We start from the raw sequence: 14,465 nt of genomic DNA, 5'->3' as shown, positions 1-14,465 counted from the left end.
TGGGGCGGGGAGGGGATCAGCGGGGCTCAAAGCCTGGCTGGCTGCGGCTTGGCAGGCATATGACGGTGTGATGGATGGTTTGTTACGGTGGGGCAGTTTGGCGGGGCTGTAAGTGATTTTTATCTTTTAAGTAGCAAATTTAAGGTGGGTGATGGGTTTGAGTTGTAGTTTTTATCACTCTTCGTAGGTCGCCACTCGGGGCCTCGGAGCAGGGGGCGGAAGCGGACAACTTGCCGACGCGGCGGAGAGTGTCGGAAATTTTGTGTTCGAGCCTATGATTGTCTTGAAGGAGACAAGCGATGACACAAGAGCATAAGAAGGCACCCAGAGGTATGGTCTGAGTCAGGGATGGCTCGGGGTTTGGCGCGGCGCTGGCTGGCGTCACTCTCGGGGAGTCTGTTGTTGCTTTGTGCTAGTCCGCGACGATAGGGCGTGTTCCGGCTTGCGTCGGGAATGTCAGCATGGTGGGTTCTGCCAGTCCTGTCAGTGCTCGGATGACTTGTCGCGCTTGCTCCATGGGGGCGCTGCTGATGAAGGCGCTGTTGCCTGCTTGAGCCTGTGTGTTCAGGCAGTTAGCTTGTTCCAGGCGGCGGTGGACTTGAGCGGCGACCGCGAAGGAGGGTTCCAGGATATGGAAGCGTGAGCCACTGATGGCTTCGATGGTGGGGCGCAGGAAGGGGTAGTGGGTACAACCCAGCACGAGTGTGTCGGCCTGGCTTTGCAGGGCAGGGGCCAGGCGGGCGCGCAGCTCTGCTTCGATTTCCGGGCCGCTTAACTGCAGGGCTTCGACGCGGTCGGCCAGGCCGGGGCAGGGGATACGGATGACTTCCACGTTGCTGGCGTAGCGTTCGATCAGGCTTTGCAGGCCGCCGCTGTCCAAGGTGCGACTGGTGGCCATCAGGGCGATGCTACGGTTGCGACTCAGGGCAGCAGCGGGTTTGATAGCGGGTTCGATGGCGATGATGGGGATGCTTAGCGTGTCGCGCAAGGCCTGGGCTGCCACCAGGGTGGCGGTGTTGCAGGCGATGACCAGTGCTTTGCAGCCTTGGTCGACCAGCAACTGTGTCATGCACAGGGTGCGCTCGATGATCCATTCCGGGGAACGGTCGCCGTACGGGGCGCATTGTGAGTCGGCCAGATACAGCAGGTTTTCGTTTGGCAAGGACTGGCGCAGGGCGCGCCAGATGGACAGACCGCCCACACCCGAGTCAAACAGGCCGATGGGAGCCTGAGCAAAGGTAGGTGTTGTGGGAGAACTCATGGCGCTGAATATTTCTTGTGGAGCAAAGCTCGTATTATGGCGCGTTTGTGGATCTTGGAGCCGGTTACAGGGGCTGCTTGGGTAGAAAGTTAAGGTTTCCAGTTGCAACGAGTGGAGCTGATTTAGGGCGGCCCAAGATAGGCCGCCCTTTTGGGTTGCTTAAGCCAGTTGCTTCAGGACGCCACCGACGGCATCGAATAATGAATCAAGCTGGGCGTGTGTGGTGGTGAAGGCGGGGCCAAATTGCAGGGTGTCGCCACCAAAGCGTACGTAAAAGCCTTGTTTCCACAGCTGTAGGCCGGCTTCAAAGGGACGGATGGTGGGGTCACCGTTACGCGGGGCCAGTTGGATGGCACCTGCCAAGCCACAGTTGCGGATGTCGATCACATTCGGGCTATTGCGTAACTGGTGCAGGGCCTGCTCAAAATGCGGGGCCAGTTCGGCAGAACGTTGCAGCAGGTTGTCCTGTTCCAGCAACTCCAGGGCAGCCAGTCCTGCGGCGCAGGCGACAGGGTGGGCGGAGTAGGTGTGGCCGTGGCTGAACTCCACGGTGTGCAGTGGCAGGTCCTGGCCCATGAAGGTTTGGTAGATCTCTTTGCTGGCAATGACCGCGCCCATGGGAATGGCACCGTTGGTCAGTTGCTTGGCCATGGTCATGATGTCGGGGGTGACGCCAAAGTAATCGGCTCCGGTGTAGGTGCCCAGGCGGCCCAGTCCAGTGATGACTTCATCAAAGACCAGCAGGATGTTGTGCTGATCGCAAATCTGGCGCAGGCGTTGCAGATAGCCGGTAGGGGGCACCAGTACGCCTGCCGAGCCCGAGACGGGTTCGACAAAAACGGCGGCAATGGTGCTGGCGTCGTGCAGTTCGATCAGCTTCAGTAGTTCGTCGGCCAGGGTAAGGCCCCCTGTTTCGGGTTGGCCGCGTGTGAAGGCGCAATCGGCTTGCAGCACGTGGGGTAGGTGGTCGGCATCCATCAATTGACCGAACATTTTGCGGTTGCCGCCGATACCGCCCAGGCTGGTACCGGCCACGTTCACGCCGTGATAGCCACGAGCGCGGCCAATCAGACGGGTTTTTGTTGCCTGGCCTTTGATGCGCCAGTAGGCTCGCACCATCTTTACGACAGTGTCGGTGCATTCAGAACCGGAGTTGGTGAAGAAAACATGATCCAGACCGTCGGGGGTGCGCTGGGTTAGTTTGTCGGCCAGTTGAAACGCGGTGGGATGTCCAAACTGAAAGGCGGGAGAATAGTCCAGTTGTCCGAGTTGGCGATGCACGGCGGCCTGGATTTCATGACGGGCGTGTCCAGCCCCGCAAGTCCAAAGCCCGGACAGGCCGTCAAAAATCTGGCGACCCTCCTGGTCATACAGCCAGTTGCCTTCGGCTTTGACGACCAGACGCGGGTCCTGCTGGAATTGTCGGTTCGCGGTAAAGGGCATCCAGTGGGACTGGAGATTGAGTTCACTGGCAATCTGCTGTGGCGCAAAGTAGGGTGAGTTCATGTTTGTCTCCTCAAGGCGGTGAATACCCCCAGTGTAGAGAGCTAAGTTGTTGAGTAAAATACGTTTTTATTTAACTTCACTTATTGTTTTACTTACCTATATGCAGCTCAAAGGACTGTTGCAGGTTTCCGATTTTGATTTGCGTCTGCTGCGTGTGTTCAGAACGGTGGCGCAAGTGGGCAGCTTTTCGGCCGCAGAAGGTGTGCTGGGGATTACGCGCTCGGCCATCAGCCTGCATATGAGCGATTTGGAAAAGCGCCTGGGCGGAATCCGCTTGTGCCAGCGCGGTAGGGCCGGTTTTGCTTTGACGGAGGAAGGGCGGCAAGTATTGCGGGCCAGTGAAACCTTGATGGCTGCGGTGGAGAATTTTCGCAGTGAAGTGAACCAGCTGCATTCCAGCTTGCGGGGAGATTTGAATATAGGCTTGATGAATAGCCTGATCTCGCAGCCTCATATGCACATCACCTCCGCTTTGCGTGCCTTGCGGCAAAACAGCGAGGCGGTGCGTGTGCATATCAGCATGAGCACGCCAGGTGAAATTGAGCGCGGTTTATTGGATGGCCGTTTGCATATGGGTGTGCTGCCCGAAATTAATGCCTTGAGCGGGCTGGAGTATCGCACGCTGTATGCCGAGCCTTATTTTTTGTACTGCTCCTGGGAGCATCCTTTGTTTGCAGCGGTACAAAAAGGGGCAGTGTCTCAGGAAGCCTTGCGCCAGGCTGCGGCTATTGCGCCCGCTTATCGCATGAGCCCGGAGGCGATTGGACAGCATCAGGATTTGAATTGTGTCGCTACCGCCAGTGATCGGGAAGGAACCGCTTTTTTGATTTTGACGGGAGAGTACATCGGTTTCCTGCCTGAGCACGTGGCGGCTCGTTGGGTAGAGAAGGGCCAGATGATTGCGGTGGACCCACAGCAGCGTCAGTTTACGATTCCCTTGTCCTTGGCCATGCGCAAGGACAGACGTGCCCATGCGATTGTGGATTATTTTCTGGGCTTGCTCGATAGCGCGGTTCAACACTGACATGACCAGCACAGGCTGGACTTTGCTCATGGCGTTGAACCAGTGTGCTTAGACCGGCTCGGCACGGTGCCACAGCAAGGTGCCCACGCCTAGTTTGCCAGCCACCACGACGGGATCACGGGTAGACAGTTCCAGCGCGTCTTGGGTAAAGCGTGCCAGGCGTAGCTGGGGAACGCCCACCCAATCGGGGTACAGAGACATATCAACAAAGTGGGTGACGCATTGGGTCGCCTCGTCTACTTCAAACGTACCTGCATAGGCCAGGTACGTATCCAGTAGGGACTGACAATTGTCCTGTACCGTTCTGGTGCTGCTGCCCAGTTGTGCCCCCATATGGCCTGTTTCTGTGTAAATCAGTTGACCAATAGGGTTGGGCCCCAGCCCCGGATAGCGGGGCGAGCCATCCGCTGGAACAAACTCAAAGGACTGCAATTGCCAGACACCGATCAGCTTGTTACGTAAGGTGTGGGCCATCAAAAACTCCTGAACAGACAGTGTGCTTGCGTGTGTAACTGCGTGATCATGCTGTCTTTTCTTTTGTCATTCAATAAGCTGCCAATTTTTATTTTCTATCGTCAGGAGCTACGTGCCTTTACTTTTTAAGTGGCAATGGTCGGCATAAGTTACCCAGAATCTCCAAGGCCTGATCACTGTGTTCTGTCCAGGGGTGGCCAAAGTTAAGACGCAGGCAATGGCTGTAATTCTGGGTGGTTGAAAAGATGGAACCCGGCGCCAGACTGATGCCCTGGGACAGGGCCTGACGATGTAATTCCAGGGTCTGCACGCTTTGTTCCAGTTCTACCCACAGGAAGTAGCCGCCTTCGGGGCGGGTGGCCCGCGTGCCTGCGGGGAAGTAGCGTCCCAAGGCTTTGGAGAACTGCGCATACTGGTTTTTTAACTGGGTACGCAAACGGCGCAGATGCTGGTCGTACGCGCCTTTTTCCAGATAGCTGGCCAAGGCTAGTTGCGTGGGCACGGGGGAGGTCAGGGTGGTGGTCAGCTTGGCTTGGGCGACTTCGCGTATATAGCGTCCCGGGACGGCCCAGCCGATGCGGTAACCGGGTGCCAGGGTTTTGGAAAAAGAGGAACAGTGCATCACCAGACCTTGACGGTCGAAGGCTTTGGCGGGACGAGGGCGTTCCGTGTCGAAGTACAACTCGCCATAGACATCGTCCTCGATCAAGGGAATTTCATAGCGGGCCAGCAGCTCGACCAGTTGGGCTTTTTTAGTGTCGGGCATCAGGCTACCCAGCGGATTCTGAAAGTTTGTCATCAGCCAGCAGGCTTTGGGGGCGTGTTGCTTGATGGCGTGCTCCAGCGCTTCCAGATCAATGCCTTCACGCGGGTGGGTGGGCACTTCCAGGGCCTGCAGCTTCATACGTTCCAGCGATTGCAGGGCGGCATAAAAGGTGGGTGACTCCACCAGCACAATGTCACCCGGTTGAGTCACTGCGGCCAGACAGAGGTTCAGTGCTTCCAGAGCCCCGTTGGTAATCACAATATCGTTGGCATTGATGGCCATGCCTTGAGCCAGGTAACGCAAGGCAATTTGGCGGCGCAAGGGAGCGTGGCCCTGGGTCAGGTCATCCACGCTGGCCCAAGGGTCTTGCTGTTTCAGACTGGCGGACAAGAAGCGCCCAAGCCGTTCCAGAGGAAAGAGCAAGGGGCTGGGAAATGCGGATCCCAAAGGGGCTACGGATCGTTCGGAACTGGATTGCAAGATCGCCATGATCAGGTCGCTATTGTTGACGCTGGTCGCTTGCAGAGGGGGTTGGGAGGCTGTATCTGCCTCCAGCGTATGAGGAGCCAGACTGGAGCACACGTAATAGCCTGAACGCGGTCGCGCCTTGATCAAGCCTTGTGCTTCCAGTCGGTAATAGGCCTGGAAAATAGTCGAGGCACTGATCTTGTGCTTATCCATCAATTGACGCACAGAGGGCATGCGCTCGCCTGCCGCTACGGTGCCGTCAAGAATGGCCTGGGCCAGTTCCTTGGCCAGCGTCTCGTACAGTTTCATGTTGCTCTGTGCTCCATCTGATACGGTAATTTTAATAAATGTGGTTTTTTTATTATCTGATGGGTATGCCGGTAAATACAAGCAAGTCGCGGTTTACACGGCTTTCAAGCCAACTGATAGGGTTTTTTAAGCATTAACTGATTCTTGGAATGCACTGTACCGACGGGTAGCCTTGCCGGGTGTTTTCGTCCGTGCCCGTGTGGGCGGCGGGCCTATCTACTCAGAGGAATACCATGAACCCGACGGCGCTTTTGCTTGCCGCATTCATCCTGTCGATTGCCGGGCTTTTTGCCTTTATCTGGTCCTTGCGCAAGGGCCTGTTCGATGCTGACGTCAGTGGTGCACGCACTATTTTTCACAAGGGCGAAATCGGCCAGCCCGAAGAACCCTCTGCCGGTGATGCCCAACGGCAGGCGTTGAGTCTGGCTGCTGCCGACCATCTGGCAGAAAATCATGGCCAACAAGCCAGTGCCATTGAAATGGCTGCACGTGAGCAGGCTGACCGTTCCAGTTCCTTGCCTGCTTTTTTGCTGATTGTCTGTGCGGTGGTCTGGCTGGTGGTGGCTTCGTTTGCGGGGCTGATCAGCTCCTTGAAGCTGCACTGGCCCGAGTTTCTGGGGGATGTGTCCTGGTTGAGCTTTGGCCGTTTACGCACGATTCACCTGAACGGCGTGGCCTATGGTTGGGCGCCTATGGGCTTGCTGGGCCTGACCATCTGGATGCTGCCGCGCTTGCTGCAAACTCCCTTATTGGGTGGCCGTTTGGTGATGGTGGGCGGCCTGGTCTGGAACGCCGCCTTGGTGGCTGGGATGGGCGCGCTGGCCATTGGCTTGAATGCGGGCCTGGAGTGGCTGGAGATCCCTTGGCAAATTGGCGTGTTGTTTGCCTTTGGCGGCATGATGATTGGTATGCCGCTGGCCTTGATGCTCTCGCAACGCAAGGTCAAGCACTTATACGTGTCGGTTTGGTATATCGGTGCGGCGCTGTTCTGGTTCCCCATTCTGTATCTGGTGGCCAAGGTTCCTGGCGTGCACTTCGGGGTGGAGCAAGCCACCATGAACTGGTGGTTCGGGCATAACGTATTGGGCTTGTTCTACACCCCCATGTCGATTGCCGCCATTTACTATTTCCTGCCTAAAGTCATCGGGCGGCCCGTGCGCTCCTATAACTTGTCGCTGCTGGGATTCTGGACGCTGGCGTTTTTCTACGGACAGGTGGGGGCGCACCATCTGATTGGTGGTCCTATTCCTGAATGGCTGATTACCCTGTCCATCGTTCAAAGCATGATGATGGTGATTCCGGTGCTGGCCTTTTCGGCTAACCAGCACTTGACGCTGAAAGGTCATTTCAGTGCGCTGCGTCACTCGCCTGTTCTGCGTTTCATTGTCTTTGGCGCCATGATGTACACCGTCGCGTCTCTGCAAGGCTCTGCTGAAGCGCTGCGTTCGCTGAACTCCATTACTCACTTTACGCACTTTACGGTGGCACACGCTCATCTGGGTATGTACGGCTTTGTGACCATGGTGATTTTTGGTGGTGTGTACTTTGCCTTGCCACGCATTCTGAACACCGCCTGGCCTCGTCCCGCCTTGATCTCCTGGCACTTCTGGTTGGTGGTGGCTGGTTTTGCTGTCTACATGATCACGCTCAGCATTGGTGGCGTGCTGCAAGGCTTGGCCCTGCTGGATCCTGCGCGTGGCTTTATGGAATCGGTGGCGGTCACCATGCCGTGGCTGCAAGGTCGTTCCATTGGCGGCGCCATGATGACGCTGGGCCATCTGGTTTTCGCCCTGCACGTATTGCTGATGATTGTGAAGTCGGGTGCGTTTGCCTTGACCGAGTCCCGCTCGGCTCCTGTGCGCCGCATCGCTGAGCTGGAGGTTTAAGGTCATGGAAAACGAATTGAAGTTGATTATCGGGTCCATGGTGACTTTGTCCTTGGCAACGGCGGCCATGATTGTGGTGCCCTTTTTGCAACTGAAGGACGAGCCTGCCCCGGAAGGCTTGTCACCCTATACCAGTCAGGAAATACGGGGGCGGGCGGTGTATCGGGGCAATGGCTGCATTACTTGTCACACGCAGCAGCCCAGCACCACGGGTGCGGGTGTAGCCGATGCCAGCCGTGGTTGGGGGCGCGCTTCGGTCGCGGGGGATTATCACTACGACGATCCGCCTTTGCTGGGCACCATGCGTACCGGGCCGGATCTGTTCAATATTGGCGTGCGTCAGCCTAGTCAGGATTGGCATCTGGGCCATTTGTACGATCCACGCGCATATTCGCCGGGTAGCAATATGCCTCCCTATCGTTTCTTGTTTGAAGCCAAGAGTCCAGATCAGGTGCAGCCCGATGAGCGCGTCGTGAGTCTGCCGCCGGGTGTGGCACCGGAGGGCAAGGTGGTGGTGGCCCGTCCGGAGGCCTTGGATCTGGTGGTGTATTTGCAATCGCTCAAGCATGTGTATCCGATCTTGAGTGCGGATGCAGTGGGAGGTGAGGAATGAGTCGCCCTGTGCAAAGTCGTCAAAGCGAGAATGCGGATCCTCACGAGCAATACAACCCGGTTCCGCGCGTTGTGATTCTGGTGGTTTTGGCTTTGCTGGCTTGGGCGGTGTATTACATCGTGTCAGCTCAGCCTAACAGCTCTCCTCGCCTGGGGGATCAACGACCGTTGGCTGTGTTGGCTCCCGCTCCTGCCAGTGCGTCTGCGGACGGCAAGCAGTTGTATGCCAATGCCTGTGTAGCGTGTCACCAGGCGACGGGACAAGGTTTGTCAGGGGTGTTTCCGCCTTTGGCTGACTCTGAATGGGTGAAGGGAGAACCCAAGGTGCTGGCGCAATTGGTGCTGCATGGGATTACCGGGCCTATTACGGTGAAAGGTCAGGAATATCAGGGGGCGATGCCTGCGTTTGCAGAACAATTCAGTGATGCGGAGCTGGCGGCTGTGTTGAGCTTTATTCGCCATGAGTGGGGAAATGAGGTGGATGCTATCACTCCCGAGCTGGTTGCCCAGGCACGCACGGCCAGTGCTGATCGTAGTCAACCCTGGCAAGGGGAGAAGGAATTGCAGGACTGGATTGCGGCGCAGTGAGACGGCTGGGATGAGTTCTTCTGGAATTAATAATTAGAAGCACGTTTTGAAACGGTAGCCCGCCGGGAACAGGCCCCCGGCTTTTGAACCGATATCTCGCCCGACCCCAGGGTTGGAGATGTCGGTTTTTTTTGTTGGGTGTCTCGGTGTGGGGACGCCGCTTGGGGGCTGGGTCCAGGGGGGGCTTGACTACTTGCCGATGCTGCGCATCGGTGCCCTTGTCGATTCTGATATCCGGGCGCCCTGTGAACTCGCCCGGTGATTGGTCCCCTGGACCAATCACAAGCGTCGGGCTCAAGCAGCACAGGGCTTGCATCCCGGATATCAGAACCGCCTGCGGCAAGCAGTCTGAATCGCCCACCCCCCTGGCCCCGGCCCCCAAGCGGCTCAAAACAGAGAAATATAGAAAAACCGATTTGTGGCGGGAGAAAGTGCTGGTTGTATAGGAGACAGGGGGCTTTTTAGAGTTCCTTGGCTTGGCGCTTGGTGGGCTTAGGGCTTGTTGTTGGCCAAGTTGTTGAGATGGATTGAAGGGCTACTGCCATTGAGCGCAGTGAGGCCAGTTGAAAAAGCCCAAAAGCAATCATCAATGATGATCAGCATGCTTTCAGTACTCACACGTTAATGACTGGCATCTATTTGTATGTAGCGAGAACACGTAAGTCAGGGGCTTTTAGAGGGGGCTTTGAGGGTTGCGCTTAAAAATAGAGACCAGGCATTGAAATCTGTCTTTGGGCATCTAGATCTTGGAAGCAAACCAGCTTGAATCGTGGATATGCATCACTGTGAACCACTTGGGTCCCTCTACAGGGATTGGGCGGATCAGAGTACTTGCCGCGGTCAGGAGATAGCGTAGAGGTTCAAGCATCCTGCTGTTTGAGCCGGACGCTTGTACTTGGTCCGGGGGACCAAGTACCCGGCGAGTTCAGGATGCGCCCGTAGCTATCTCCTGACAAGGGCACCGGTGCGCAGCACCGACAAGTTCTCAGCCCAATCCCTGTAGAGGGACCCAAGTGGTGGCTTCACGGAGACCGTTTTCATCATTCAAAGGCCGATTTAACTCTCCGTGAAACCCCACTTATTAAAAACAGACTTACGCCGCCTTCTTCTGTAATGTCAGCCACAGACCCGCCAAGATAGCCACCAGTCCCAACCCCGCGCGAGCCGCCAAGGTATTGCCCAGAATCAGGAAATCCAATCCGGCTGTCACCACAGGAACCAGATAAAACAGGCTAGTGACATTGACCAGATTCCCGCTGCGAATCATGCGATACAGCAGCAACTGGGCCAGCACGGAAATCACCAGGCCAAGCCAAATAACAGGCCCCCAAAAGCCCAAGGTGTTCTCCCAGCGGATGTCTTGCCCTAAACCCAGAGACACCAGAATAAACAAGCCCAAAGACAAAGAGTATTGCAAAGGCATGCCCTGCAAAGCCCCCACAGGCTGGCGCTTTTGAACAATCGTCCCGACAGTAATGCTTAACAAAGCCGCAATGGCAAACACCAGACCCGTTACGGACAAACGGCTGACAATCAGGCTTTGATACACCACCAGAATCAGCCCGGTCAGCGACAGGGCCAAACCAGCCACACGGCTTAAGGAAAAACGCCGCTCGGTCAAGGCCAAGGTCAGAATCGGTTGTACACCCAGGATCGTTGCCAGCAGACCGGGCGTGATTCCCTGGGCCAGAGTTTCAAAATAGAAAAAGGAATACAGCCCGATCATCAGCAAACCGCTGATAGCCGGCAGCAGACGTTGCCCTTTGGGCGGTAGCCAGCCGCCATTGAAGTGCCCCAGCATAATCACCATAGGCAGGGCGATGGCAAAACGCAGGATCAGCATGGCCATAACCGAGCCATGGTCCAAACCGATACGAGTGAAAATACCCGCGCTGCCCCAAAGCAGCACGAACAAGGCAATAGCACCCCCTTGGGCGCGAGAAGAAGAAATCATGATCGTTCTTTATCTGTCTAAATAAATGAGATTTGTCTGCAAAGACATTCCCCAGGCGTATCAACCGCGCAGGAAAAGAAAAAGGGTCTTAGGAGCAGACGCTGTAGACGCGTGTGTCGACGACGACGTCGGACACGACTGCGGCTTGATTGACGACGCCTGGGGCGACGACAGTCAACAGCAAGACAGATGGGGGAGAGCCCGCCCGCAGCGACGCGGCCCGCGACAGGGGCAGAGTGCTTAGCAAAGAGGATGCGGGGCGGTTCATGAAATAAGAATCAGATCGTTAAATCGATGGAGCACTTTAGCATGAAATGTATTTGGTACGTCAATCGTCAGCCGCTAGGGTAATCGCTAGTACAGACGATCGTCCGGGCTATGTAAGAATTGCATCGATCGCGATTTCAGATCGCTGAGACATTTCCGAATAGACACGACATCCGCTGCCAATGCTGCCAGCGCCGATGCTGGGCAAAGAAGCCCGGACCGGTTCATTGTTTGAACCGGTCCGGGCTTTTTTGTTTGCCTGAAATCAATCCGACCTTGTAATTAGGTTGCGAACTATTCGGACCATGCCTGCCGGCAATACGCCATCGCGATACACGGAGCTCATGCAGCACCAGGAGTTTCTGGTGCCAGCCAGGCCGGGATCGTCACCTTGTTTTGGAGGCTTATGCCATGTTGGGTGTTGCGCTTTTCTTTATTGGGGCTGTGCTGATTGTCAATGGCGTGGGTTTGACTGGACGTATTGAAAGTCGAGATCTGGCCCCCTTTAATTTACTGGTGGGTTTGTTGGCCTTGTTCATCAATTTGCTGGGCCTGCAGCGTGGTGAGCAAATGGCGGATTATTTCGCCGCTGCCGGCGGGCTGCTGTTTGCCTTTACCTACCTGTATCTGGCCGTGGTGCAGTGGTATGGCCTGAAAGGGGCGGGCTTTGGTTGGTATTGCTTGTTTGTTGCCGTCAGTGCCTTGGCCTTTGCCGGATCTGCCAGTGATCCGCGTTTGATCGCCATGTGGCTTTTGTGGTCCAGCCTGTGGTTCCTGTTCTTTGTGGCCCTGGGGCTGGGACGGTCCTTGCGCATCTTGCCCGCGTACACCGTCCTGATCGGAGCGCTGACTTGCTGGTTGCCCGGGACCCTGATCCTGATGGATGCCTGGTAGTTTTCATAGGGGTGCAAGCGTGGTGGGGGGCCAGATTCAAGCCGTTTTTTGGAGTAACCTGATGCTCGCTTGTCGTGTTTACTGGCAGGTCCGTTGACCTGCACCCCTACCATGCTAGACAGGAGATGGACTTTGGCTCACAACGAACCCGTACGCGTCGGCGTTCTTTATTCCGCAACCGGCATGACCTCTACCATTGGTCAGTCGCAATGGCAGGGCGCCAAACTGGCGATTGAGGAAATCAACGAGGCCGGTGGCCTGCTCGGGCGCGAGCTGGTGGCAGTGTGCTACGACCCAGCGTCCAAGCCCACTTTATACGCTGAACAGGCCGAGCGGCTGATTGTGCAGGATCGCGTCAATGTGATCTTTGGTTGCTATATGTCCAGCAGCCGCAAGGCTGTGATCCCGATTGTGGAGAAGTGGAACAAGCTGCTGTTTTATCCCACTCTGTACGAAGGTTTCGAGTTCTCCGGCAATGTGATCTATACCGGCGCCGCCCCCAATCAGAACAGCGTGCAGCTAGCGCATTTCATGACCAGCAATTTCGGCGCGCGGGTCTATATGATTGGCTCGGACTACATCTACCCCTACGAGTCCAACCGCATCATGCGCGAGCTGGTCATGCAGCATCCTGATAGCCAAGTGCTGGGTGAACACTATCTGCCCCTGGATGCCAGCGAGGTCGATTACAGCCGCATCATGCAAGATATACGCCAGAAACAGCCGGACTTTATCTTCTCCACCGTGGTGGGCGATTCCACGGCCAATCTGTACCGTGCCTATGCCAATGCGGGCTTCAATCCGCAGACCATGCCCATTGCCAGTCTGACGACCTCAGAGGCCGAGATCGCCCAGATGGGGGCCGATATTGCCTGTGGGCACTTTACCGCTGCACCGTACTTCCAATCCATCGAGTCGGCCGTCAATGCGCGTTGTCTGGCCAGTTTGCGCAAGCGTTTTGGGGCCGACTGCCACCCTAATCTGTGTTGGGAAGCGGCTTATTCGCAGATGCATTTGTTCGCCAATGCGTATCGGCAATCCGCCAGCGATGCGATCGGGGATTTGCTGCCCTACCTGCTGGGCAGCGAGCTGGATGCACCTCAGGGGCGGATCAAGATCGATCCTAATAATCACCACACATGGCTTTATCCTCGGATCGGACGCATCAATGCCGACGGCGAGTTTGTGATTGTGCGCCAGGCAACGCGCCCGGTCTCACCCGACCCCTATCTGGTCACCCATTCTTTGGGCGACTGGACTGCCAAGCTGGATACTTTGGAGACATAAAGCGTGGCCAACTCCTCTTCCTACGGTGATGAGCCGGCAAACAAGCCCTTGCGAACGCGGAATCGTTTTCCGCATGCCACCTCGCCGCAGCTCAAAGAACTGCGGCAATTGACGATGGTGGTCATGCATCCGGACGATAGCGATGGCCGCTTGCTGACCCAGCAACTGCAGCGTATCGGGTGTTCGGTCCAGACCATCTGGCCGCCCACGCAAAACCTGCCTTCAGGAACGGATCTGGTATTTCTGGCCGTGCAACCGGACCTCTTGCACCTGCGCCTGGACTGGGTCTGCGAGGAAGACGCCCCCACAGTGATTGCCGTGGTTAATTATGAAAACCCCACGATAGTTTCCGCTGTGCTGGATTTGAATATTCAGGCGATCTTGCCTTCGCCCATTCGTTCTTTCGGTTTGTTGTCCACGGTGGTACTGGCGCGCAAATACCATAAGGAATTGCGCCAGCAGCGCCGCCTGATCAGCAAGTTGCAGACCAAGCTGCTGGGGCAGCGGCATGTAGCGCAGGCCAAGACGATCTTGATGCGCACTCATCAGGTGTCGGAAGATCAGGCCTACGATCTGATCCGCGAGCAGGCCATGAACAAACGCAGCACGATTGAAGACATTTCGATTGCCATTGTGAACGCCAGTGAAGTGCTGTCTTTGGGGCAGAAAGGTTCGTCCTTGCTGGGGAATTAGCACTTTTTTGGCTAGTCTGATGTGCTGTGGGTAGCGAGAGCAGGCGTAGAGATAATGAGCAATCAGGAACATGAACCAGGCAGGCCGGTGACACAGGAGCAGCGCACCGCCTGGGCGCAGTTGAAAAAAGACCGTGATCAGTTGAGCGAGCAAGTAGAGACTCTGGAGCGTGGTCACCAGGACTTGAGTAAATTTCTGCTCAAAGCCAAGCGCAATAATGGGATTGCCTGCACCTTGGTGGTGATTTTTACCGCTGCAGGCTGGCTGCTGGATGCTTCGGTCTGGCTGCGCTGGTATGTATTGCCGATTACGCTTTTTTGCTGCGCCTTGCTGTGGTTTGGTGGGAAGCGGCTGGAGCGGCTGATGCAAAGCAGGATTGCCAATCTATCCGAGTTTCTGCAACAGGCGGACGCACAAATAGAAAAGGGGCGGCCCATCTATGAGACAGACCACCCCCAAGCCAATCAAAGCTGAAA

Annotated in this window: 13 protein-coding genes; 8 read left to right on the top strand and 5 right to left on the bottom strand. The window is 56.3% G+C overall.

From position 1 onward, the window contains the following. Positions 1-412: 412 nt before the first annotated feature. Positions 413-1,261: a glutamate racemase gene (gene murI, locus CA948_RS09180; protein WP_108727854.1), complete on the bottom strand. Its 849-nt coding sequence runs from the start codon at positions 1,259-1,261 to the stop codon at positions 413-415. A 159-nt stretch (positions 1,262-1,420) separates the two neighbouring features. After that, positions 1,421-2,767, bottom strand: coding sequence for an omega-aminotransferase AptA (gene aptA / locus CA948_RS09175; RefSeq protein ID WP_094197486.1), 1,347 nt, complete (start codon positions 2,765-2,767; stop codon positions 1,421-1,423). 100 nt (positions 2,768-2,867) lie between these two features. On the opposite strand from aptA, the gene CA948_RS09170 reads away from it, so the two are divergent. Further along, positions 2,868-3,791, top strand: a complete 924-nt coding sequence (locus tag CA948_RS09170; protein ID WP_108727853.1) for a LysR family transcriptional regulator — start codon at positions 2,868-2,870, stop codon at positions 3,789-3,791. Between the two features lie 48 nt (positions 3,792-3,839). Here CA948_RS09170 and CA948_RS09165 read toward each other — a convergent pair whose 3' ends face one another. Both CA948_RS09165 and CA948_RS09160 read right to left on the bottom strand, forming a co-directional pair. Beyond that, the gene (locus tag CA948_RS09165; protein WP_108727852.1) at positions 3,840-4,265 is read right to left on the bottom strand and encodes a lipocalin-like domain-containing protein; all 426 of its coding nucleotides are present in this window, start codon (positions 4,263-4,265) and stop codon (positions 3,840-3,842) included. A gap of 118 nt (positions 4,266-4,383) precedes the next feature. Then, on the bottom strand, positions 4,384-5,808 hold the full coding sequence (locus CA948_RS09160; protein ID WP_108727851.1) for an aminotransferase-like domain-containing protein: 1,425 nt from the start codon (positions 5,806-5,808) through the stop codon (positions 4,384-4,386). Positions 5,809-6,041: 233 nt separating this feature from the next. Between CA948_RS09160 and CA948_RS09155 the strand changes: the two genes are divergently transcribed. The 3 genes from CA948_RS09155 to CA948_RS09145 are packed head-to-tail and all read left to right on the top strand — an operon-like array spanning position 6,042 to position 8,894. Further along, the gene (locus CA948_RS09155; protein ID WP_108727850.1) at positions 6,042-7,694 is read left to right on the top strand and encodes a cbb3-type cytochrome c oxidase subunit I; all 1,653 of its coding nucleotides are present in this window, start codon (positions 6,042-6,044) and stop codon (positions 7,692-7,694) included. Positions 7,695-7,698: 4 nt separating this feature from the next. After that, complete coding sequence (locus tag CA948_RS09150; RefSeq protein WP_094197481.1) at positions 7,699-8,307, top strand: cbb3-type cytochrome c oxidase subunit II; 609 nt, start codon at positions 7,699-7,701, stop codon at positions 8,305-8,307. After that, the gene (locus CA948_RS09145; protein WP_108727849.1) at positions 8,304-8,894 is read left to right on the top strand and encodes a c-type cytochrome; all 591 of its coding nucleotides are present in this window, start codon (positions 8,304-8,306) and stop codon (positions 8,892-8,894) included. Before CA948_RS09150 ends, CA948_RS09145 begins: the two co-directional genes overlap by 4 nt. A gap of 1,093 nt (positions 8,895-9,987) precedes the next feature. Here the strand turns inward: CA948_RS09145 and CA948_RS09140 are convergent. Continuing rightward, positions 9,988-10,848 carry a DMT family transporter gene (locus tag CA948_RS09140; RefSeq protein WP_108727848.1) on the bottom strand — a complete coding sequence of 287 codons (861 nt, stop codon included), beginning with the start codon at positions 10,846-10,848 and terminating at the stop codon, positions 9,988-9,990. 678 nt (positions 10,849-11,526) lie between these two features. Between CA948_RS09140 and CA948_RS09135 the strand changes: the two genes are divergently transcribed. From CA948_RS09135 to CA948_RS09120, 4 genes are all read left to right on the top strand, one after another. After that, entirely contained in the window at positions 11,527-12,009 is a 483-nt protein-coding gene (locus tag CA948_RS09135; RefSeq protein ID WP_094197477.1) for an AmiS/UreI family transporter, read from the top strand. Positions 12,010-12,192: 183 nt separating this feature from the next. Then, positions 12,193-13,296, top strand: coding sequence for a transporter substrate-binding domain-containing protein (locus CA948_RS09130; RefSeq protein WP_420866724.1), 1,104 nt, complete (start codon positions 12,193-12,195; stop codon positions 13,294-13,296). Positions 13,297-13,299: 3 nt separating this feature from the next. Then, positions 13,300-13,989, top strand: a complete 690-nt coding sequence (locus CA948_RS09125; RefSeq protein WP_094197475.1) for an ANTAR domain-containing response regulator — start codon at positions 13,300-13,302, stop codon at positions 13,987-13,989. Positions 13,990-14,043: 54 nt separating this feature from the next. Next, the gene (locus tag CA948_RS09120; RefSeq protein ID WP_108727847.1) at positions 14,044-14,463 is read left to right on the top strand and encodes a hypothetical protein; all 420 of its coding nucleotides are present in this window, start codon (positions 14,044-14,046) and stop codon (positions 14,461-14,463) included. Positions 14,464-14,465: the final 2 nt, after the last annotated feature.

The sequence above is a fragment of the Alcaligenes aquatilis genome (assembly GCF_003076515.1).
GTDB classification, from domain to species: Bacteria; Pseudomonadota; Gammaproteobacteria; order Burkholderiales; family Burkholderiaceae_B; genus Alcaligenes; species Alcaligenes aquatilis.
This window is presented reverse-complemented; position numbering and strand designations above follow the sequence as displayed.